Origin of the sequence: Bacillus sp. ZY-1-1, from assembly GCF_003047165.1 — a bacterium.
In the GTDB taxonomy this organism is placed as follows: domain Bacteria; phylum Bacillota; class Bacilli; order Bacillales; family Bacillaceae; genus Bacillus; species Bacillus velezensis.
The window spans coordinates 833,459-854,166 of record NZ_CP027061.1 but is presented as its reverse complement, the minus strand read 5'-3'; the positions used below and the strand labels follow the sequence as shown (position 1 = coordinate 854,166).

General features: G+C 48.3%; 23 protein-coding genes. 4 read left to right on the top strand and 19 right to left on the bottom strand.

Features of this window, described 5'->3' with window-relative positions; genetic code table 11:
* Position 1: 1 nt before the first annotated feature.
* The 4 genes from C5I45_RS04455 to C5I45_RS04440 all read right to left on the bottom strand — a co-directional run bounded on the left by C5I45_RS04455 (position 2) and on the right by C5I45_RS04440 (position 3,007).
* Positions 2-364: a HesB/IscA family protein gene (locus tag C5I45_RS04455; RefSeq protein ID WP_003151967.1), complete on the bottom strand. Its 363-nt coding sequence runs from the start codon at positions 362-364 to the stop codon at positions 2-4.
* 77 nt (positions 365-441) lie between these two features.
* Positions 442-1,296: a diaminopimelate epimerase gene (gene dapF, locus C5I45_RS04450; protein WP_014305744.1), complete on the bottom strand. Its 855-nt coding sequence runs from the start codon at positions 1,294-1,296 to the stop codon at positions 442-444.
* 123 nt (positions 1,297-1,419) lie between these two features.
* Entirely contained in the window at positions 1,420-2,637 is a 1,218-nt protein-coding gene (locus C5I45_RS04445) for a NupC/NupG family nucleoside CNT transporter (protein ID WP_024085753.1), read from the bottom strand.
* Positions 2,638-2,770: 133 nt separating this feature from the next.
* Positions 2,771-3,007, bottom strand: a complete 237-nt coding sequence (locus C5I45_RS04440; RefSeq protein ID WP_007408721.1) for a YuzB family protein — start codon at positions 3,005-3,007, stop codon at positions 2,771-2,773.
* A 266-nt stretch (positions 3,008-3,273) separates the two neighbouring features.
* On the opposite strand from C5I45_RS04440, the gene C5I45_RS04435 reads away from it, so the two are divergent.
* Complete coding sequence (locus tag C5I45_RS04435) at positions 3,274-4,341, top strand: NAD(P)/FAD-dependent oxidoreductase (protein WP_003151959.1); 1,068 nt, start codon at positions 3,274-3,276, stop codon at positions 4,339-4,341.
* A 37-nt stretch (positions 4,342-4,378) separates the two neighbouring features.
* Here the strand turns inward: C5I45_RS04435 and C5I45_RS04430 are convergent, their stop codons facing one another.
* Entirely contained in the window at positions 4,379-4,705 is a 327-nt protein-coding gene (locus tag C5I45_RS04430; protein ID WP_003151957.1) for a YuzD family protein, read from the bottom strand.
* Between the two features lie 79 nt (positions 4,706-4,784).
* Between C5I45_RS04430 and C5I45_RS04425 the strand changes: the two genes are divergently transcribed.
* Positions 4,785-5,120, top strand: a complete 336-nt coding sequence (locus tag C5I45_RS04425; protein WP_169510385.1) for a NifU family protein — start codon at positions 4,785-4,787, stop codon at positions 5,118-5,120.
* A 40-nt stretch (positions 5,121-5,160) separates the two neighbouring features.
* Here the strand turns inward: C5I45_RS04425 and C5I45_RS04420 are convergent, their stop codons facing one another.
* The 5 genes from C5I45_RS04420 to yutH all read right to left on the bottom strand — a co-directional run bounded on the left by C5I45_RS04420 (position 5,161) and on the right by yutH (position 11,743).
* Positions 5,161-7,137 carry a S9 family peptidase gene (locus C5I45_RS04420; protein ID WP_094760616.1) on the bottom strand — a complete coding sequence of 659 codons (1,977 nt, stop codon included), beginning with the start codon at positions 7,135-7,137 and terminating at the stop codon, positions 5,161-5,163.
* A 102-nt stretch (positions 7,138-7,239) separates the two neighbouring features.
* Positions 7,240-8,169, bottom strand: a complete 930-nt coding sequence (gene thrB / locus C5I45_RS04415; protein WP_014305746.1) for a homoserine kinase — start codon at positions 8,167-8,169, stop codon at positions 7,240-7,242.
* A complete protein-coding gene (gene thrC, locus C5I45_RS04410) occupies positions 8,166-9,224 on the bottom strand; it encodes a threonine synthase (RefSeq protein ID WP_003151939.1) in 1,059 nt (352 codons plus the stop codon). Before thrC ends, thrB begins: the two co-directional genes overlap by 4 nt.
* Positions 9,224-10,525 carry a homoserine dehydrogenase gene (locus tag C5I45_RS04405; protein ID WP_003151938.1) on the bottom strand — a complete coding sequence of 434 codons (1,302 nt, stop codon included), beginning with the start codon at positions 10,523-10,525 and terminating at the stop codon, positions 9,224-9,226. Before C5I45_RS04405 ends, thrC begins: the two co-directional genes overlap by 1 nt.
* A gap of 201 nt (positions 10,526-10,726) precedes the next feature.
* Positions 10,727-11,743 carry a spore coat-associated protein CotNH gene (gene yutH / locus C5I45_RS04400; RefSeq protein ID WP_031306537.1) on the bottom strand — a complete coding sequence of 339 codons (1,017 nt, stop codon included), beginning with the start codon at positions 11,741-11,743 and terminating at the stop codon, positions 10,727-10,729.
* A gap of 154 nt (positions 11,744-11,897) precedes the next feature.
* On the opposite strand from yutH, the gene C5I45_RS04395 reads away from it, so the two are divergent.
* Positions 11,898-12,398, top strand: coding sequence for a phosphatidylglycerophosphatase A family protein (locus tag C5I45_RS04395; protein ID WP_003151934.1), 501 nt, complete (start codon positions 11,898-11,900; stop codon positions 12,396-12,398).
* 28 nt (positions 12,399-12,426) lie between these two features.
* Here the strand turns inward: C5I45_RS04395 and C5I45_RS04390 are convergent, their stop codons facing one another.
* From C5I45_RS04390 to lipA, 4 genes are all read right to left on the bottom strand, one after another.
* Complete coding sequence (locus C5I45_RS04390) at positions 12,427-13,197, bottom strand: TIGR01457 family HAD-type hydrolase (protein ID WP_003151932.1); 771 nt, start codon at positions 13,195-13,197, stop codon at positions 12,427-12,429.
* A 33-nt stretch (positions 13,198-13,230) separates the two neighbouring features.
* The gene (locus C5I45_RS04385) at positions 13,231-13,665 is read right to left on the bottom strand and encodes a DUF86 domain-containing protein (RefSeq protein ID WP_003151930.1); all 435 of its coding nucleotides are present in this window, start codon (positions 13,663-13,665) and stop codon (positions 13,231-13,233) included.
* A gap of 25 nt (positions 13,666-13,690) precedes the next feature.
* Complete coding sequence (locus tag C5I45_RS04380; RefSeq protein WP_003151928.1) at positions 13,691-13,966, bottom strand: YutD family protein; 276 nt, start codon at positions 13,964-13,966, stop codon at positions 13,691-13,693.
* 218 nt (positions 13,967-14,184) lie between these two features.
* Positions 14,185-15,081, bottom strand: coding sequence for a lipoyl synthase (gene lipA / locus C5I45_RS04370; protein ID WP_003151923.1), 897 nt, complete (start codon positions 15,079-15,081; stop codon positions 14,185-14,187).
* A 201-nt stretch (positions 15,082-15,282) separates the two neighbouring features.
* On the opposite strand from lipA, the gene lytH reads away from it, so the two are divergent.
* Positions 15,283-16,260, top strand: a complete 978-nt coding sequence (gene lytH, locus C5I45_RS04365; protein ID WP_003151918.1) for an L-Ala--D-Glu endopeptidase — start codon at positions 15,283-15,285, stop codon at positions 16,258-16,260.
* Positions 16,261-16,297: 37 nt separating this feature from the next.
* Here the strand turns inward: lytH and yunB are convergent, their stop codons facing one another.
* The 5 genes from yunB to C5I45_RS04340 form a co-directional block, all read right to left on the bottom strand.
* Positions 16,298-17,056, bottom strand: a complete 759-nt coding sequence (yunB, locus tag C5I45_RS04360) for a sporulation protein YunB (RefSeq protein ID WP_024085756.1) — start codon at positions 17,054-17,056, stop codon at positions 16,298-16,300.
* A 126-nt stretch (positions 17,057-17,182) separates the two neighbouring features.
* Positions 17,183-18,577, bottom strand: a complete 1,395-nt coding sequence (locus C5I45_RS04355) for a bifunctional metallophosphatase/5'-nucleotidase (RefSeq protein ID WP_107994249.1) — start codon at positions 18,575-18,577, stop codon at positions 17,183-17,185.
* A 17-nt stretch (positions 18,578-18,594) separates the two neighbouring features.
* Positions 18,595-19,416, bottom strand: coding sequence for a sulfite exporter TauE/SafE family protein (locus tag C5I45_RS04350; RefSeq protein WP_015387760.1), 822 nt, complete (start codon positions 19,414-19,416; stop codon positions 18,595-18,597).
* Between the two features lie 19 nt (positions 19,417-19,435).
* A complete protein-coding gene (locus C5I45_RS04345; protein WP_073981925.1) occupies positions 19,436-20,287 on the bottom strand; it encodes a DUF72 domain-containing protein in 852 nt (283 codons plus the stop codon).
* Between the two features lie 26 nt (positions 20,288-20,313).
* Positions 20,314-20,667, bottom strand: a complete 354-nt coding sequence (locus C5I45_RS04340) for a YunG family protein (protein WP_043867390.1) — start codon at positions 20,665-20,667, stop codon at positions 20,314-20,316.
* Between the last annotated feature and the right edge of the window lie 41 nt (positions 20,668-20,708).

The following is a 20,708-nucleotide window of genomic DNA, read 5'->3' as shown; positions in this document are numbered from 1 at the left end:
CTTAGCACTCTTCCGGCGTACCGGCGTTTTTGGCCGTGCGGAAAGAAGATCCGCAGCCGCAGGAAGCGATGGCATTCGGGTTGTCAATGGTGAAACCGCCGCCCATCATGGACTGTTTGAAGTCAATGATCGTGCCGGTCATAATATCAAGGCTTTCGCTGTCAACCAAAACGGTGATTCCGTGCTGTTCAAACATGCTGTCTTTTTCGCCTTTTTCGTGCTCAAATCCCATTCCGTAAGACAGGCCGCTGCAGCCGCCGCCTTTTACGCCCACACGGAGAAACGCGTTTTCTTCTTCATGCTCTTTCATCATATCTTTTATATGCAAAGCCGCTGCTTCAGTAATAGTTACTGGAACACTCATAGGTAGACCTCCTTTTTTAAAAACGGATGCTGATATCTATTATAAACCTTGAGGAGCGTATTTCTCAAACGAGCTGTTTACAAATAATAGACGCCGCTGCATACGGTTTCGGCGGGTCCCGTCATCAGCACGTGCCCGTTGTCCTGCCAATTAATCACAAGATCGCCCCCCGCTAAATGAACGGTGATATCCCGGTTTCGTTCGGAAACACCGTTCAATACGGATGCAACAGCCGCCGCACAGGCGCCCGTTCCGCAAGCCTGTGTAATGCCGGAGCCGCGTTCCCATACGCGGAAATGAAGTTCATCGGCGCTGACGGTTTCCACAAATTCGACATTGACGCCTTCCGGAAATCTCGGGTCTTTTTCAATGACGGGACCGAGCGTTGTAAGAGGCGCTTGATTAATATCCGCAACCGGAAAAACAATATGGGGGTTTCCCATTGATACGGCTGTTCCGGAAAGCTCCGTTTCTCCAAAAACAAAGGTTTCATCGATCGTCCGTTCATCTTCATTGCCGTGCATCGGCAGCTCTTTTTTGGTGAGGCGCGGTTCGCCCATATCGACGGCGACTTCACGCACAATCCCGTTTTCTTCCGTAATATCTGCTTTCACAAGGCCTGAAAGCGTCTCAATGAAAAAGGACGTTTCTTCTGTCAGCTTATGTTCGTATGCATACTTTGCCACACAGCGAAGGCCGTTGCCGCAATTTTTCCCTTCTGAGCCGTCATTATTAAAAATCCGCATTTTGACCGGCGCTTTTTCTGACGGACAGATGAGGATCATTCCGTCAGAGCCGATGCCCGTGTGAATGCTGGACACTTTAACGGCAATCTCAGCCAGCCGTTCTTCCGGCAGCTGTTCTTCAAATTGATTTACATATATATAACTGTTTCCAAGACCGTGCATCTTGGTAAAACGGAATGAATTCATATCGGCCTCCAACTTTTTTTCTTTTACTTAGTATAAAAGCTCTTCCCCTCGGACACAATACAAATATCCCCCGTTTTTCATACATAAAAGCTCCCTGCATATGCAGGGAGCTTTTATCGTTTACTAAATAAACATGCCGGCAATCGCCGCGCTGAGAAGGTTTGCGAGTGTTCCCGCAATAACCGCTCTTAATCCGAGGCGCGCAATGTCCGAACGGCGGCTTGGGGCCAAACCGCCCAGTGTGCCGAGCATAATCGCAATCGAAGAGAAGTTGGCAAATCCGCACAGCGCAAAGCTGATAATCGTAGACGTTTTTTTAGAAAAGTCCGCAATATGCGGACCGAAGTTTGAATAAGCGACAAACTCATTCAGCACAAGTTTCTGTCCGATATAGCTTCCCGCTCCGAGCGCCTCATGCCAAGGAACGCCGATTACAAATGCGATCGGTGAAAACACGTAACCGAGAATGGATTCTAATGTAATATGTTTGAAACCGAACCAGCCGCCGATTCCGCCGAGAATTCCGTTCACTACGGCGATGAGCGCGACAAACGCAAGAAGCATGGCGCCGACATTCAGAGCAATCTGAAGGCCCGTGGACGCGCCTTTTGCCGCTGCATCAATCACATTAGCGGCGCCTTCGCCTTCTTCGTCCATATTAAAATCGCCTTTTATCGTCTGCGTTTTTTCTGTTTCAGGTATTAACATTTTTCCGAACACGAGACCGGCGGGAGCCGCCATAAAGCTGGCCGCCAGCAGGTATTCAATCGGAATGCCTAACAGGGCGTAACCGAAAAGCGTCGAACCCGCTACAGCCGAAAGGCCGCTCGTCATAATCGTAAACAGCTCGGAACGGGTCAATCCCGCAATCAGCGGTTTAATGGCAAGCGGTGATTCAGACTGTCCGACAAAAATATTCGCAGCCGCCGCAAGCGATTCCGTTCTGCTTGTCCCAAGAAGTTTTGACAGTCCGCCTCCGATGACGCGAAAGATGAGCTGCATGATTTTCAAGTGATACAAAACGGCAATCAGCGCTGAGAAAAAGATAATGACCGGCAGAACGCTCAGCGCGAAAGCCGGGCTGCTGCCCACTTTTAACAGCGGGCCAAAAATAAAGCTGATGCCTTCGTTCGCATAATCAATGAGAAGCTGCACACGGCTTGAGAACCATAAAAATACGGCCCGGCCGGCGTCCCACTTTAATACGATGAATCCGAAGGCCATTTGTAAACATAAACCCACAATGACGGTTCGCAGGTTAATTTTGCTTTTCTTCTCTGATAACAAAAAAGCAATGGCTAATATAGCAACTGCCCCGAGCAGCCCCCAAACGATATTCAATGAATCCACCTCTAAAATTTTATTTAAAAAAAGTCTTTATTAAGATAACAATATTTATTTTTGCTGTCTACAAATTTTTTATTTTGCCAAAACCCGGGCGCAATAAAAAAGAGACCCCGTTCGGAGCCTCTGATTAAAACATCGGATTTTCTTCTATGAATGTATATATGTTGTCAACCAACTCAGCAGGCGTGCCCCCCGTGACCACTTCGCCGTTAACCAGGGCGAACAGGGACTCCATGCATTTTCCGCAGTAGCTTAAACAGCCGTACTCAAGCACGTCCAAGTTCGGATCCTTCTCTAAGATCTCAAGTGCTTCCTGGGAACCGCGCGCTAAATTGCTGACACAGAATTCAATCATCGGATTCATGCGGTTTCACCTCACATATGTACCTTATCCTAACGGAATTTCCTCTATTCGTCAAAGATCCGGTTTCACGCTCAATGTTATCGTAACATATTAATTCAGGTTAAAGGTTTTACTATTGCGTGTTTTCTGGTCAATTTGTAGGTTATTTTAAAACTATTATTGTGGTTTTAGATCAAATTCGATATAATTCTAGATGTTATTTTACATAGTTCGTTATTTTGTAACAATATTGACTACCATATTTTTCGGGCAAAAGGGGAATCATTATGAAAAAATTGGTCTTGATCGGCGGGGGTTACGGAAACATGCGGGTGCTGCACCGCTTACTGCCGAACCAGCTTCCGTCAGATGTATCCATCACGCTGATTGACAGAAACCCGTATCACTGCTTAAAAACAGAATATTATGCGCTCGCAGCCGGCACGATTTCTGATCATCATATCAGGGTGTCTTTTCCTGAGCATCCGAATCTGGATGTTCAGTACGGTGAGGTGGCTTCCATCGACACGAAAAACAAACAGGTTCTGTTTCATGACCGCGAACCGATTTCTTACGATGACGCGGTGATCGGACTGGGCTGTGAGGATAAGTATCATAACGTGCCCGGCGCGCCGGAACATACTTACAGCATTCAGACCATTGATCAGTCACGCGAAGCCTATCAAAAGCTGAACAACCTCGGCGCCAATGCATCTGTCGCTATCGTCGGAGCGGGATTAAGCGGCGTGGAGCTTGCCAGTGAATTAAGAGAGAGCCGTGACGATCTGAAGATTATGTTATTTGACCGGGGCGACCTGATTTTATCAAGCTTTCCGAAAAGACTCAGCAAGTACGTTCAGAAATGGTTTGAAGAACACGGCGTCACCATTATCAATAATGCGAATATTACAAAAGTGGAAGACGGCATCGTTTATAATCATGATGAAGGAATACCGGCCGATGCCATCGTGTGGACGGCGGGAATTCAGCCGAATAAAGCCGTCAGAGAACTGGACGCTGAAAAAGACCCGCAAGGCCGCATCGTTTTAACACCGCATCACAATCTTCCGGGCGATGAGCATGTTTACGTCGTCGGTGATTGCGCGAGCCTGCCGCATGCGCCGAGCGCCCAGCTGGCTGAAGCGCAGGCGGAACAAATTGTGCAGATCCTCCTGAAACGCTGGAACAATGAAGAGCTGCCGGAAACAATGCCGCAATTTAAGCTGAAAGGCGTCCTCGGTTCACTCGGAAAAAAAGCGGGCTTCGGTCTTGTCAACGACCGTCCGCTCATCGGGCGTGTGCCCCGTTTATTAAAATCAGGCCTTTTATGGATGTACAAGCATCATAACGGCTGATAAGAAAAAAGCCGCTGATTGCGATCAGCGGCCATTTTTAAGAGCCCGCCACATAGCCGCGCTTTTCCATTTCTTCATATATATCTTTTAAATGCGGATTCCCTTCCCCCACAATGACATCCTCCACCAGCACGAGCGGATAGAAAAATTCATCGTTCTTGATGCGCTCCGCAAGCTCTTCTGTCTCCTTTTGCTGAGGCGGTGCCTCAATATCAATATACCGCATGTTAAAAGGCTGCTCCGGGTATTTCCGTTTCAGCGCCGCCTCCAGCCATTCAAACGTATCTTTGGCGCTCGGCATATTCACGCAGCTTGCGCAAAGCGTTTCAGCGCCGTAAACACTGAGCGTAACCGGCTTTGTCATGTATATCATCCCCTTTACACCAGTATACAAAGGACGGGGCAGCTTTTGTATAAAAAACGGTTTTTATGTTCAAGTTTAAATATGCTATAATGGAGAAAGCAGCTTTGCAAACCAAACATTAGATTTTTACCGTTACTGTGAATATAATGGTTTTATGTATATGAAAGGAGCGAATCTCATGACTGAGGTTGAAATGAAAGAGCAAGTACAGGAAGTATTGGATAAATTACGTCCGTTTCTGCTTCGTGACGGCGGTGACTGTGAGCTTGTTGATGTAGACGAAGGCATTGTAAAGCTTCGCCTCCTTGGCGCATGCGGCAGCTGCCCAAGTTCAACGATTACGCTGAAAGCCGGAATTGAACGCGCCCTTCTTGAAGAAGTACCGGGTGTCGTTGAAGTAGAACAAGTATTTTAATCATAAAACCAGGCTGCATGACAGCCTGGTTTTTTTATTTTTACAAATAGTCATCAAACCATGAACAAATATAACGGATGCGTTTCATCCGCTGTTCGGGATGGCCGCTTCTCGACAGCTCATGCGTAGCTTTCGGAAATCGGATGAACGACGTCGTTTTGTTCAGTTTCTTCAATGCGGTAAAGAGCTGCTCCGCCTGCTCTATCGGACAGCGGTCATCTCGCTCACCGTGCAGGATCAAAAGCGGCGTCGAAACGCGGGATGCATATTTTACAGGAGAACGATCCCAAAGCTTATCCGCTTCCTCAAACAAATCATGTCCGAGCTGCCAGTCGGTAAAAAAGAAGCCGATATCGCTGACACCGTGGAAGCTGAACCAATTTGAAATAGAACGCTGCGTGACGGCAGCTTTAAAACGGCCTGTCTGTCCGACAATCCAATTCGTCATAAACCCTCCGTAGCTTCCGCCCGTCACACCGAGACGGCCGCTGTCTATAAACGGATACGCCTGAACGGCTTCATCCACCGCCTGCATGACATCACGGTAATCTCCGCCTCCGTAATCACCCCTGACACGATTGACAAAATCCTGTCCGTAGCCGTGGCTTCCTCTCGGGTTGACATACACGACAGCATATCCTTGTGCGGCCAGCACTTGGAATTCGTGAAAATACGTATGGCCGTACATCATGTGAGGCCCGCCGTGTATGTATAGAATGAGGGGATATGTTTGATCCTCTTCAAAAACGGCAGGCTTTAAAAACCAGCCGTTTACCGTCAGCCCGTCCTTTGTTTCATATTGCAGCTTTTCCGGCACGGATATGATACGCTCCTCTATAAACCGATCATTGTAAAATGTCAATTGCCTCTCTTCCCCATTTTCAAGTGAAATGCTGTAAAGCTCGGAAGGCTGTGCGGGTTTGGCAATGACAGCGATACAGCTTTTCTGATCAGGATGAAAAGCAAAACCGTTCACGTACTCTTCTTCTAATCGGATCGGATATACGAGGCCGTCAATCGAGATATAATAAATACCGGTGCTTCCCTGCTCGCTCCCGAGAACGTAAAAGCCCTGCCCGTCGTTTGTCCATACCGGCCGGGGCGTCACTCCTCCTATGATTGAATCCGCAATCAGCGCATCGCTCAAATGAACATCCAGCATGTCGGTCAGGCAGGACAGCCGCTCAGTTTTCACGTCGTACAGCCACGCTTTCTCTAAAGTCGCATTGCGAAATTCATTCTCATGGCCCAGCATCGCGATATAAGAACCGTCCGGTGAAAACACGCAGGAACCGAAAGAACCGCGGTGCGGCGTAATCTGCTTCAGGCTTCCGTCCGCCAGATTCATCAGATAGACATCGCTCGGCTTTCCGGCGTCACCCGGCTCGCATAAATTGGCGGTAAACGCAAGCTGCCTGCCATCCGGTGAAAAGGCCGCGCCATAATGATCAGCTTCATGATCCGTCAGCTGCTGAATCTCCCCCGTTTCAAGATGAATCAGCACAAGCTGTGTCCGGCTTCCGTTCAGCAGGCCCTTCCCGTCACGTTTATATGTTAATGATTGAATCTCAACCGGCTCATACTCGTCATGCTTCTTTTTTTCTTTCTCATCGGCGCGCTCCGCTGATGTCAGACTGACGGACACAAGCACGGATCTGCCGTCGGGCGCCCATATCGGATCTGATACGCCCCAAGGAATATCGGCAGCCTGTTCCGCCTCTCCGCCGGCAGCGTCGATGATGTACAGCTGAGGGATGCCGTCCTCCCTGTCAGAAACAAAGGCGAGGCGCCGACCGTCAGGCGACCACCGCGGACTTGTATGTTTATCGTCCCCGAAAGTCCACGGGTTTGAGATGCCGGATTCTGTGTCATATACCATAATGGCTGAGGAATAGGAATCACGCTTATGATTGACTGTTGTCCGGACGTAAGCGGCTCTTCTGCCGTCAGGGGCATATTGCGGGTCTGTCACGGATACGAGTGACGCAATGTCCTCCTCGGTTATGAGTTTTTTCAATCGTATCTCCTCCTTTTCTTTTTTATTTCGCTTCCCTAAATAAAAATCCTTCTCCAGAAAAAGAAAGCGTCCTTCTCTGATGGGAAGAACGCTTTTTTATCATTATACACTTTTCACCTGCTCTAAAGGATTCCGTTCAATTACGCTTCCTTCTGACGGGACGGTAAGCGCCGCAATCTCACAGTGAGGGAAATGCTCAGAAAGCTGTTTTCTCAGCCCTTCTCCCTTTCCTTTTTCAATCAGGACAAGAATCGTCGGTCCCGCTCCGCTCAGCGCCGTTCCGTAAGCGCCTTTCATTTCGGCCGCATGTTCCACCTTTGAAAGCTCAGGAACAAGCATGGCGCGGTACGGCTGATGGAGGATGTCTTTTCTCATCATTTTCCCGGCGAGCGCCCAGTCATTTGACATGATCGCAGCAACGAGAAGGTTGCTGACGGCGCTTGCTTTAACGGCGCGTCGGTACGGCAGCTCTTTCGGGAGCACGTCTCTTGCGTCCCTGGTCAGAACTTCGTAAAACGGAATCACTGCCACAACATCGATATCCGCTTCGGCAACACGCACGATATGTGTTTCATCTTCTTCGTGAAGGCCGATTACAAGCCCTCCTGCAAGGGAAGCAGCGGCATTATCAGGGTGCCCCTCTTCAAGACTGGCTAAGTGCAGCTTGTCGCTTTCCGACAGCTGCAGGCCGCATAACTCATCCGCAAGCTCAATGGCGGCGACGATAGCGGCCGCACTGCTTCCGAGACCCCGCGCAAGGGGGATGTCACTCCAAACTTTGACATGGGCGGGCGGCAGCTCTTTCTGATAGCGGTCAGCCGTCCGTTTGGCGACTTGGTAGATGAGGTTGTCCGTTCCTTGAGGGATGCCCGCGACAGTTTCGGTTTCCGCCGAGAACTGCCATTCATCGTTTCGGAAAACCGAAAGCTTCAAATATCTGCTGAGCGCCATTCCGATGGAATCAAACCCAGGTCCTAAGTTGGCGGTGCTTCCCGGAACCGTAATGGAAAACAGCATCTCCGCCTCATTCATACACGCGCCGCTCCATTTAAGTATTCCAGAATACTGTCCTCATCTGTCGGCAGCGTGATCGGTTTTATGTCAGATACGTCCACAGCCGTATTCGGATCTTTCAGGCCGTTTCCGGTCAAAACTGCGACAACCTTGCTTCCTTTTGGAATTTCACCGGATTTCACCTGTTTCAAAACGCCGGCGATGGATGCACAGGAGCCCGGCTCGGCAAATACGCCTTCTTCACGGGCAATCAGCTGATAAGCGTGAAGGATTTCTCCATCTGTGACTTCATCAATTTTTCCGGCTGATTCTTCCGCAGCGAGCACGGCTTTGTCCCAGCTGGCAGGATTCCCGATCCGGATTGCCGTCGCAACGGTTTCTGGATTTTTAATGACTTCGCCGCGGACGATAGCCGCAGAACCTTCCGCTTCAAAACCGCGCATCTTCGGAAGTCCGGTGCCGTTTTTCTCATGATATTCTTTGAACCCTTTCCAGTAGGCCGTGATATTCCCGGCATTTCCTACCGGGATCGCCAGAATGTCCGGCGCTTCGCCGAGCTGTTCGCATACTTCAAAGGCCGCTGTTTTTTGCCCTTCAATCCGGTAAGGGTTTACTGAATTCACTAATGCAATCGGTGATTTTTCACAAATCGACCGGACGATGGCCAGCGCGTCGTCAAAGTTTCCGTCAATCGCGATGATTTCCGCACCGTACATGACGGCCTGCGCAAGCTTTCCGAAGGCGATTTTCCCGTCCGGGATGATGACGATGCATTTCATGCCGGCTCTCGCCGCGTATGCGGCAGCCGCAGCGGATGTGTTGCCTGTTGAGGCGCACATGATGGTATCATTGTCTTCTTCTTTCGCTTTGGCGACCGCCATGACCATGCCGCGGTCTTTAAAAGATCCCGTCGGATTAACGCCTTCTGTTTTCACATGCAGTTCAATTCCGAGCTTTTCAGAAAGCTTCGGGAGGTGAATCAGCGGCGTATTGCCTTCATGCAATGTCAGGACCGGCGTCCGATCCGTCACCGGCAGAAATTCTTTATATTGATGGATGAGTCCTTTCCACATTAGCTCCAACCGTTCCCTTCTACACGATATGTGCTTTTTACTTCTTGTACAACTTCTAGATCATTTAAGTTTTGCAGAATGTCACTGAAATCTTCTTCCGATGTATGATGCGTGACGATGACGATTTCCGCGAGATCGTCATGTCCTTTGATCGGCAGCTGCAGAATTTTTTCAAAGCTGACGCCGCGCTCTGAGAAGGCCGATGTGATTTTTGAAAAAGAGCCCACCTGGTCTTTGACATGAATTCTTAAAAACTGCTGGGCGTAGATATCAGACGGCTGCTTCAGATTTCTTTCAAACTGCGGGGCGACAAAGCTGTTTCCGTTTACGCCGAGACGCATGTTTTTCATGACCGCGACCAGATCGGAAACGACTGATGTCGCAGTCGGCATGCTTCCGGCTCCGGGGCCGTAAAACATCGTTTCGCCTACGGCTTCTCCGTACACGTAAACGGCATTAAACTCGTTATGCACGGCAGAGAGCGGATGATGATCCGGGAGCAGTGTCGGCTGAACGCTGACTTCGATTTTATTGTCATCACGCTGGGCGATGCCGATCAGCTTCATCGTATAGCCGAGCCGTTTGCTGAAGCTGATGTCTTCATCCGTAATCCGGGAAATTCCTTTTACCTTGACATCGTCCAGATCGACGTTCATAGAGAAGCCGAGACGGGCTAAAATCGCCATCTTGCGTGCGGCATCGAGTCCTTCTACATCGGCGGTTGGGTCCGCTTCCGCGAATCCGAGATCCTGCGCTTCCTTCAGCACTTCTTCATACGGGCTTTTTTCTTTAATCATTTTCGTTAAGATGAAGTTCGTCGTTCCGTTGACGATTCCCATCATTTTTGTGATCCGGTCAGAGGAAAGGCCTTCTTCGAGCGTGCGTAAAATCGGGATTCCGCCGGCGACACTCGCTTCATAATACAAGTCACAGCCATTTTCCTTTGCGGCGGCTAAAAGCTCTGACCCGTATACGGCGATCAGATCTTTATTTGCGGTCACAACATGTTTTTTCGCTTTCAAGGCATCAAGAAGATATTGCTTCGTCTGTTCGACACCGCCGATGACTTCAATAATCACGTCGACCTCAGGGTCATCGATCACATCATAGACTTCTGTCGTCAGCACTTCTTTCGGCAGGTCTGCGTCTCGTTTTTTATCAATATCTTTAACCAGCACTTTTTTAATCGTCACCGGACAGCCGACCTGGTGCATAAGCTTATCCTGATGATCTTGTATAATTTTGACGACTCCGCTTCCCACGGTTCCCAGTCCTAACAGTCCAATACGAATCGCTTCCAAAGAGAAACTCCACCTTTCTTCCTTTTGTCCACTAGAAAAGGACAATTGTTAACCCTTCACAGACATTTAAGTTACAAATATTATATAAGCCCGTATTTGTTTTGACAAGCGGCTGAATATTGTTTCTACGGCCATGAAAACGCTTAACACATTGATATGACAAGATTCCTTATTTTCTAAATATTTTTACGTTATATTTTCTTACGAACTGATTCCTTTTCCGAGCCACGCCACAGGCGGGACAAAAACCTGCGCCGACCTGACATTCATCATGTCGTGACATGTCTGTAAAAACTGTTCATAGCGGGTGCAGTCTGCAAGAATGTAGTCAAGCTGCTCTTCGTAAAACTGTTTTTCAGAATCATGAGAAATGTAATAGCTCTCCACCGTCTCAAAGAAATGAAGCGGAAACAGCAGGCGGCTGTAAAACAGGCGCTTGGAAAAGGAGGATAACGGCGTAACTTGCTCATATTCCTGCAAAAACAAAAACCCTTCGTTAAGCAAGTCGTCACGATGATACAAATATGTGCTGCGCATATATTCCGCAATATCACGGGCGGCATGGTCGAATACCCAATCGCCCGGAATGCGGATCAATGATTCCTCCGACCAGGTATCCCGTTCCATCCGCTGATGGCAGATTGTCCCCGAGTCTTCTGCGCCGGGATTGTCATCCAGCTCCGTATCCACTAAATATTGAATCGCATTTTCCGCTAAGCCTGAATAATAAGGAAATGCTTCGATCATTTTCTTTTCGAACGGTTCAAGCGGAGACATATGAATTTTCTGCATCCAGAATGATTCCAGCTGATCCACCCGTTTTCCCCATAAGTCCTTCCATTGGCCGATCCTGCCCGCTTCTTTCACTTCGTACGGAAAACCCCGTCCTTTTCTGTGAAATTCGGCAAGCTCCCCTCCGACAGAGAACGACCGGTTTGCGACGGGGATCGGCGCTTTTAAGAGCGCATACGTTTTGCCTTCGTCCTCAAAGGTCAGTTCTCCTTCCTTCGTAAAGATAAACACTGAAACGTATGGGTCACTTTGTTCTTGTAAATACTGACTCATGTAGTAAAGCTCCGTCAGCTCTGATTGCGAAAACCCGGAAACGGGAATAATAAGAAAGAAGGAATTAGGCGTCTGGAAGCATTGGTATTTCTGATAAACGGAAAGCTGTCTGACGTGGATGCCGTACTTTTCTTTAATGATGCTTTTCATCATAATCACCTGCCTGAAAAATTAGAGCTATTCACATCGTAGTCATACGCCGGCGGAATTATGAATACATATTGTAATCCTTTGAATCAAGTGGAGAAACATCGTACACATCGGAAGGGTGTTGTATAAACTAGTAAAAAAAGATTGGGTGAAGCAAATGTCAGAAAAGGAACAACTGAATCAGGTGGAAGCTGTCGCCAGAGCGCGTTTAAAAGAACGGGGGGTTGAGACGGACGATATTGCCGAGCTGGTGTATTTCCTTCAGAAAAAATATCATCCTGATTTGACGATGGAAGTATGCAGGCTCAATGTGGACCGTGTCATCGCAAAACGCGAGGTGCAAAACGCCATTTTAACGGGAATAGAATTAGATGTGCTCGCCGAACAAAAAAAACTGTCTGAACCGCTTCAGACCATTCTGGCGATTGATGAAAGCCTGTATGGGGTTGACGAGGTGCTCGCCTTCTCTATCGTGAATATATACGGCTCAATCGGCTTTACGAATTACGGCTACATTGACAAAGAAAAACCCGGCATTCTCGGGCGGTTAAATGATAAATCTACGGGGGAATGCCATACGTTTCTTGATGATATCGTCGGCGCAATCGCAGCAGCGGCTTCAAGCCGGCTTGCCCACAGCGCCAGAAATACAGAATAAGGACGGCCGTCATGGCCGTCCCTTTTTTTTATAGATGTTCAATCCATTCGGTTAAAGAGTCAATCGCATATGTCGGCTTCCGGTCGTAATCTGCCATATGCTCACGCTTTGTCACTCCGGTATGAACCAGCAGCGTATCCATGCCCGCATTGATGCCGGCCATAATATCCGTTGCATAGTTATCGCCGACCATGAGTGTTTCTGAAATATCCGTTCCGAGCACACGCATCGCCTGTTCCATAATAATGGATTCAGGCTTGCCGATAAAGACAGGCTCAACGCCCGTTGACACCGTCAAGACGGATGTGAGCGAACCGTTCCCTGGTAAAAGCCCTCTTTCAGTCGGAATGGCGACGTCGCCGTTTGTTGAAATGAACCGGGCGCCGTTTCTGATCGCAAGGCATCCCGTTGCCAACTTTTCATATGTAATGCCGCGGTCGATTCCCACAACGACAAAGTCCGCGTTTTCTTCTCCGAAGCTCAGCCCGTTTTCTTCAATGGCCTGGCGGATGCCTTCTTCGCCGATCACATACACCGACGCGTCTTTTTTCTGCTGGGCGATATGCTGCGCAGTCGCCATGCTCGTCGTGAAGACCTGCTCTTCAGTTGCCGGGATGTCAAAGCTCATCAGCTTGTCCGCCACCTGCTTCGGCGTCCGGGAAGAATTGTTCGTCACGAATAAATACGGAATGCCGCGCGCTTTAAGCGTTCTCACGAATTCACACGCTTCTTCGATTTTTTCCGTCCCGTTGTACATTGTGCCGTCCAAATCTATCAAATATCCTTTATAATCCTTCATACTCAACACTCCTGTGGATTTTCTCACTCGTTGTTATTTAAATGCGGAAACAGGCCCTAATTCTGTTTCCAGGTAGGTTCTTACACGGGCCGGAAAGGCTTTCAGCACATCCCTATTTGACGTGATCAGCGTAAACAGCTCCTGATGATCGGCTTGCTGATATTCCTGAACAAGCCGCTTTCTGGAAGAGATCAGCTGCTTGAGCTTATTCGCTTCATCCTCAGCTACCACCTTTTCATCCGTCAGAATATCCATGATGTCGTCATAACTCCCCGGATCGCGCATGATAAAGCCGTCAATCATATCATTTCCGACATCGAGAATGCATTCGATCATAAGATGGCTGATCCGCTCAAGCGCTCTTTTTTCGATTTCGCTCTGCCATGCGGGCGTGCTGTCAAACAGCGCCAGCTGGGTCTCAAAAAAACGGAGTGTTTGTTCGATATTATTTCTGTCAACAAAATACACGTGACAGCATCCCCTTCTGCATCAATTATTTTCTGATTCGTTTTAAAACAAAATACGCGCAGCCGAAATTGCAGTATTCATAAATGTATTCGTCCAATGTGCTGATTTTCGTTTCAAAGGTTGCTTTTTGATTCTGGTCATCAAAGAAGCCTTTGAGCCGCAGCTGACTGTATCCCCAGTCTCCCACAATGTAATCATATTTATTTAATATGTCCGAATAGCGGGCTTTGAACGCTTCTTCATTAAAGCCGTTTTTAAAATCGTGTACGAGTTCAAACTCGGCATTTTGAATAAGAATCATGTCTTCACCTCTTTTATCACTCTTTACTATCATAATTCATTGACTTCTGTCCATCAATTGCAAAATGAGACGGTTCGGACGGACGGAAAAATTTTCCCCTTTTATATCCAGTGTAGCGGTTCTGACGATCCTTATTCAAGAATGACTTTTTCCCTGCACAGACGGCTCCATCACAAAAAACCCAAAACCTGCGGCGTTTTGGGTTTTTTCGGCTTATCTTATGCTTGGGCCTGGCGTTTTTTAGACGCTTCGTTCACTTGTTCATCCGCATGATAGGAAGAACGGACAAGCGGGCCTGCTTCACAGTGGCTGAAGCCTTTTTGCATCGCGATTTCTTTCAGTTCGGCAAATTCGTCCGGATGATAATATTTTTGGACTTTTAAATGTTTTTTCGACGGCTGCAGGTATTGGCCGATCGCCATGATGTCGACATTGTTCGCAAGCAGGTCGTCCATCACTTCAATAATTTCTTCCTTCGTTTCGCCGAGACCGATCATAATGCTTGATTTCGTCGGGATGTCAGGCTGCATTTCTTTCGCACGGCGCAAGAATTCCAAAGAACGGTCATATGTTGCGCGGGCCCGGACTCTCGGTGTCAGGCGGCGGACGGTTTCAATGTTGTGGTTCAGAATATCAGGACGGGTATCCATTAATGTTTTCAGGTTGTCGTAATTTCCGCCCATATCGGATGGCAGCACTTCAATTGTCGTGAACGGGCTTTTTCTGCGGATCGCCCGGACCGTTTCCGCAAAGACGCCTGCTCCGCCGTCTTTCTGATCATCACGCGCCACGGCCGTGATGACGGCGTGCTTTAAGTTCATCAGTGCAACCGAATCAGCTACGCGTTCCGGTTCCTGCAGATCCAGCTCAGTCGGCAGACCCGTTTTGACAGCGCAGAAGCGGCATGCTCTCGTACAGACGGAACCGAGAATCATGAACGTCGCCGTACGTCTGACAGCCCAGCATTCATGGATGTTCGGGCATTTTGCTTCTTCACATACGGTATGCAGATTATTTTCACGCATTAATTTTTTCAGACCCGTATAGTTTTCATTCGTGTTCAGCTTTATTTTGAGCCATTCCGGCTTTCTCAGATGCTCGTCTTTCTTTGCCATTTCCCCATCATCTCCATTATCCCTTTATTCATGTTCGTGTGCGAAAAATTTCTATTTCACGATGGATATAAAACTTGCAGATTTCTATTCAATAGTCACTTTAACATAGGAAAAATTTCTCGACAAGGGAAGAGAATTACTTACATTTTCTCGGATTGTTGCCGCAAACTAGTTGTATTAATCCTGAAAGGAGATCATGTTGTGAAAGTTCTGTTATCTGCTCTTCTCCTTTTATCATTTTTCTGTCCGGCTGCAAGCGGGAAAGAACAATCGGCTCCTGTTTACGGTGAACGGATGCAGTTGTACCGCAAAGCCGAAGCAGTCACGCAGATTCCTTGGTATGTGCTTGCGGCGGTTGATCAATATGAAGAAAATGTCCGCTCGAACCGAAAGGATCTGCCGGAAAAAGCGGGAATCATCAGCATTTATATTCCGGATCATTTGTGGAGCGGGCCTGAAAATCCAAATCCTAAGGACGAGGCGCCCCTCAGCATTAAAGTATTTGACGGGATCGGCCTGGACGGCGACGGCGACGGAAAAGCCGAGGTCAGCAATGATGAGGATATCCTTTATACATTTGCACAGTATTTAGCGGGATTCGGAACGGATCTTGACCATATCCGCATCGGCCTCTGGAATTATTACCGCCGTGATCAGACGGTCGGCATTATCACCGAATTCATGACACTGTTTAAAACGTTCGGCCGCCTTGATCTCGGAGAGCACGCTTTTCCGCTTCCCGTGAAGACGGATTACAGCTACCGCAGCACATGGGGCGCCGCACGGGGTTTCGGCGGGCGCCGGATTCACGAAGGAACGGATCTGTTCGCTCATTACGGACTTCCCGTCAGATCGACCTGCTACGGTATTGTTGAAATGAAGGGCTGGAACCGTTTCGGCGGCTGGAGAATCGGCATCAGGGATATCAATAATACGTATCACTACTTCGCTCACCTGAACGGCTTTGCAAAAGGTGTGCATAAAGGCCAGATCGTCAAACCCGGAGAGGTGATCGGCTCTGTCGGCAGTTCCGGATACGGACCGCCGGGCACCGCGGGAAAATTTCCGCCGCATCTTCACTACGGGATGTATAAAGATAACGGCAGATCGGAATGGTCTTTTGACCCGTATCCCCATTTAAGGGCATGGGAGCGAAAAGAAATCCGCAGGAAAAAGTAAACACACAGCCGCCAGGAAAGATTGCGGCTGTGTGTTTTTATTTATCTTTCTTCTGTTTTTCACTCGGCAGCTGGACAGAAGGCGTCACACCTGATCCGCCGCTTCCGTTATAAAACTGCGGCACCTCTCCTTGAATCGCTTTAATGGAGACCGGAATATTATTTGTGACGACTGATGTCTTACTGGCAAACGGAATAATGACCTTCACTTTAATTTCCACAAAAATACTGATATCGATCAGGGCATTGTTAATGCCGTACGGCTTTATTTTTGTTTTCACATCAGTTAACGCATCACCGATCAGGTTAAAGCGCACGGGGATTTTCGGCCCCAGATTTCCGAGAACGCTGTTTCCCGTGACCTGCCCTAAAGGGATGTTAATCATAATTTCATCGGCCGTTTTCGCGCCTTTTTCCGTTTCATGCTGCTTATTGTTCGACTCCGCTTCCTTCAAATGAGCCTGAAGCTGCTTTGTCACTTTCGCCTTCATGCTGTTGACCATTTGTGTATTAAAATCCATCGTTGTGACTTTTCCGTTTTCATCCGTTTTCATATCGACCATATCTTTCACATTGTCGCTGTGAGACATGTATTCTTCAATGGATTCCGTAATGACCTCTGTCGCCACCCGTTTGGTTTCCATTTCTCCTATGTTCATCAGCACCGGTTTGATTGAGGAGTTGATCATCCAGAGGCTGATGACCGTCGATATGATAAAAAAAGCAAACGACAGAAGAAGCACATATCGAAAAGGCAAAGGCCCTCTCTTGCGAAGAGCGCTCCGGTATCTAGGCAAGAAAAATCCCCCCTTACATATCACAATGTATGCTTGTAAGAGGGGACATAGTATTTTATTTTTACTCTTAAAAAGTCCCGCTTACCTTCATTCGGGTGAGATGGAACGGCCGGCGGATATTTGACATTACGGCTGCCGCGCGAGCTTCCAGGCGAGCAGATCTCTTAAAAACTCCGGCATAAAGTATTGTTTTTCTTTTGAATCGCGGATGTAAGGGAACAGCTTGCCGAGTGTAAACATGTCGAGAACGGCAACCGAGTATATCCGCTCCGGATCCACCTCTTCTCCGTTCACTTTCACATTGAGGAGATGCGTCACACCGTCTTCAAGGATGCCGGCCTCTGCCTCCGCTCCGGCATATACCATCCTGCCCATCACTTCCCCGCGGAAGCCGAGGCCTTTAATCCGCAGCTGCTCCATTTGTTCCGAGGCGGCCTGGCTGATTGTTTCCCGGAGTTCCCTGCCTGAAAGACGAACGGCGACCGGATTGATCGGATGAGGGCAGATGCGGTGCAAGTCAAGTTTTGTGACAGGCCCCTTCTGTAAAGGCCCCAAAATGACGCCTGAATTCACCATGCTGACTTCACAGCCGCACCAGCTTTTCAGCGCTTCGGCTAATAGAAGCGGGAGCGGCGATTCCTCAAACCACTTCACGCCGGCTTCTTCATTCAGATTGGCGACTTGTACGGAGAGCAGGTTTTCCGCTTCCCGTTCTTTCTCTTTCAGAAAAGCCGCCGTATCTTCAGATTCACCGTGCCAATCAGCCATTTTCTGTACAGATGCCTGTTTGCTGACAATGGTCCGTGATTCACTTTCTATCGTCAGCTCGACACAGCCGACATAGTTCCCGTATTTCTCCGCACATGCAAGCAATACGCCGTTTATGTCCTGTCCGTCCTCAAGAAGGTGGTGCGTATGTGATTCAAGAATGACATCGATGTCGGGAAATTTTTCCGCTGCGGCCCGGTCATCGATCAGGCCTAAATGAGAAAGCAGAATGATGATGTCCGCTTTGCCCTTGATATCGTCAAGTGATTCTTGAATGCTTTTTTCCGCATCCGTCACCGTCCAGCCGAGTTTTTGATAGACGGGATAATACGGCACCGTGACCCCGAGTATGCCGGCGGTCATCCCGTTTTTCAGCGTTTTGATCACGTAGGGCTCGGCCCATTCCGGCCGATGTCCGTCCGCGTCAAACAGGTTGGACACAATGACGGGAAACGCGGCATGAGTATATAAACCCGCCAGCTCATCGTGAGGCAGCGTAATTCCTTCATTATTCCCGACGGCAGCCGCATCGATCTCAAGCCGGTTTAACAAGTCGACATTCGCTTTGCCGAAGGTCGCTTCCGTTATCATTTGAAATCGGTCCATATGATCGCCGATGTCGAATACGAGTGTTTCCTCCCCGTTTTTTTCATGCTCTTTTCTCTTCTGCTCAATATAATGTACGATTTTCGGCCAATTTTCGAAATGGCTGTGCAAATCATTCGTATGATATAAACGGAGTTTCTCTAACATACCATCTCTCCTACCTTTTAGCTGAATATCCCTTGATAAATCAATTCACAGCCGATCAAAATCAAGACGACCCGCATGAAAAGCACGATCGTTTTCGTCTGCACCCGCTTATTGACCCACGCGCCCATTTTCCCGCCGAACCACGCGCCCGGAACGAGGCACAGCGCATACAGCCAATTGACATGGCCCTCTGCGATATGTGACACGGAACCCGTCACGGAGGATAAGAAAATGATGAGCATTGACGTCGCCACAGCCACTTTCGGCGGGAACAAAAATAACAGCATCATGGCCGGAACCATAAGAGAGCCGCCGCCGATGCCGAAAAGACCGCCCAATAAACCGACGAAAAAGGCAATGGCGATACCGGTAAAAATACGGTACGAATATGTATAAAGCTCACCCGTTTCATCCTCATATGTCCGGATCATGCCTTTATGCGCTTTATTGACCGGTTTTGCTTTCGCCTTCAGCATTAATGTAATAGAAATCAAAATCATAAAAAGTCCGAACCAGACGGAAAACGTATGCGCATTAAAAAGTTTAGACAAATACGCGCCGATGATGCTTCCCGGGCCGGAACCGATAAAAAAGATCAGTCCGCTTTTGTAGTCAACGGTTTTATATTTCATATAGGCCAGAGTTGATGACAGGCCCGTAAAAATAATCACCAAAAGGGACGTGCCGATGGCAGTCTGCGGTGTTACGTCATGGAAAAACGGGGTCATCGTGCTTAAATAGAGCATCGCCGGCACGATGATAATTCCTCCCCCAAGCCCGATCAGGCTGCCGACCGTTCCCGCGATAAATCCCAATATAATCAAAATAAGATAAGACATGTGTCTTGAAACCTCTTTTCTAGCTGAATAGGTCGAGCTGCTTCGGAGCAAGCCCGGTATATGAGATATCTAACATTTCAAGCATCTCAAGCCCGTTATCGGCGGCGTCTCCGCCTGAGTTATTGTTGAAGAGCACATACAGATTGCGCGACTGCTTTTTCAGCTCCTGAAGATTGTTTTTCCAATCTTTGAGCTCCTGTTTGTTATAGCGGTATAAATATCTGACCTCACGCCAGTTTTGTCCGCCGTCAGGTTTAATCCAGCCCTGCTTGTTCCGTCCATGAAAACGGACAAGCGTTTTTTCTTCATCCGTTGCTTTCAGGACGGTCGGAATGCTGCCCTCGCCGATTTGCGGCTCGTCACATATGCTGTGAATCCAGCCTTCCTCCTTCATAAAGGAAAGCGTCTGTTCGTAAAATGGCGGGGAAAACCAAGATCGGTTGCGGAATTCAAGCGCGCACGGGATATCGCCCATCTGCTTCCTGCACCATCTTAAATATGCGACGTTTTCTTTCTTGCAGTCAAACCACGGCGGGAATTGGAACAGCACCATGGCAAGCTTTCCATGCTCTATATACGGCGATAATGACAGCTTAAACGCCTCAAACATTTCTTCCTTCGATTCAAAGGGAATATCACCGCGCTGATGGCCCGTCATTCCTTGAAATGCCTTAATGACAAATTGAAAAGATTCCGGCGTCTCTTTGACCCATCTTTCGTTATTGCGGGCGGGCTGTATCGCGTAAAAGCTCGCGTCCAGCTCAACGATGGGAAAATGGGAGGAATACGCCTGCAGTTTTTGCGGGCCCGCTGTTTTAGGCGGATAGATGCTGTCATGATCCCCCCACCCCGTCAGTCCGATATAAATCACAATCCTTCACCTCTCATTCTAGTTTATCACAGGTGTTTTTCTCTTTCCGTTTCCATGTTTTTTCTGAATGCACTTTGCAGGTAACGGTACTGATGTTCATTGGTGTCCGAAAATGCCTCATCTCTGGAAGAAAGAATATGCTGATAGACGATCGGCTCTGAAAACTGACCGCTCGTGAAATCATATATCTCCCCGTCTATTCGATTATAAAAATGCCAGCTTGTGCCGGTTTTTGTTTTGAGAATGTCACCGCCGTAAACATCTTGGATGACTAAAGCCGTCACGCCGCACTGGCCTGTGGCCGGGCAATCTTCCGTCCATTTTGTACTGGTCTTGCGCGACCAGGATGCCGTTAATATGTTCAAGATTTGATCATACAATGTGTTTTACTCCTTTTTATAAAAAGATACCACGAGACCCG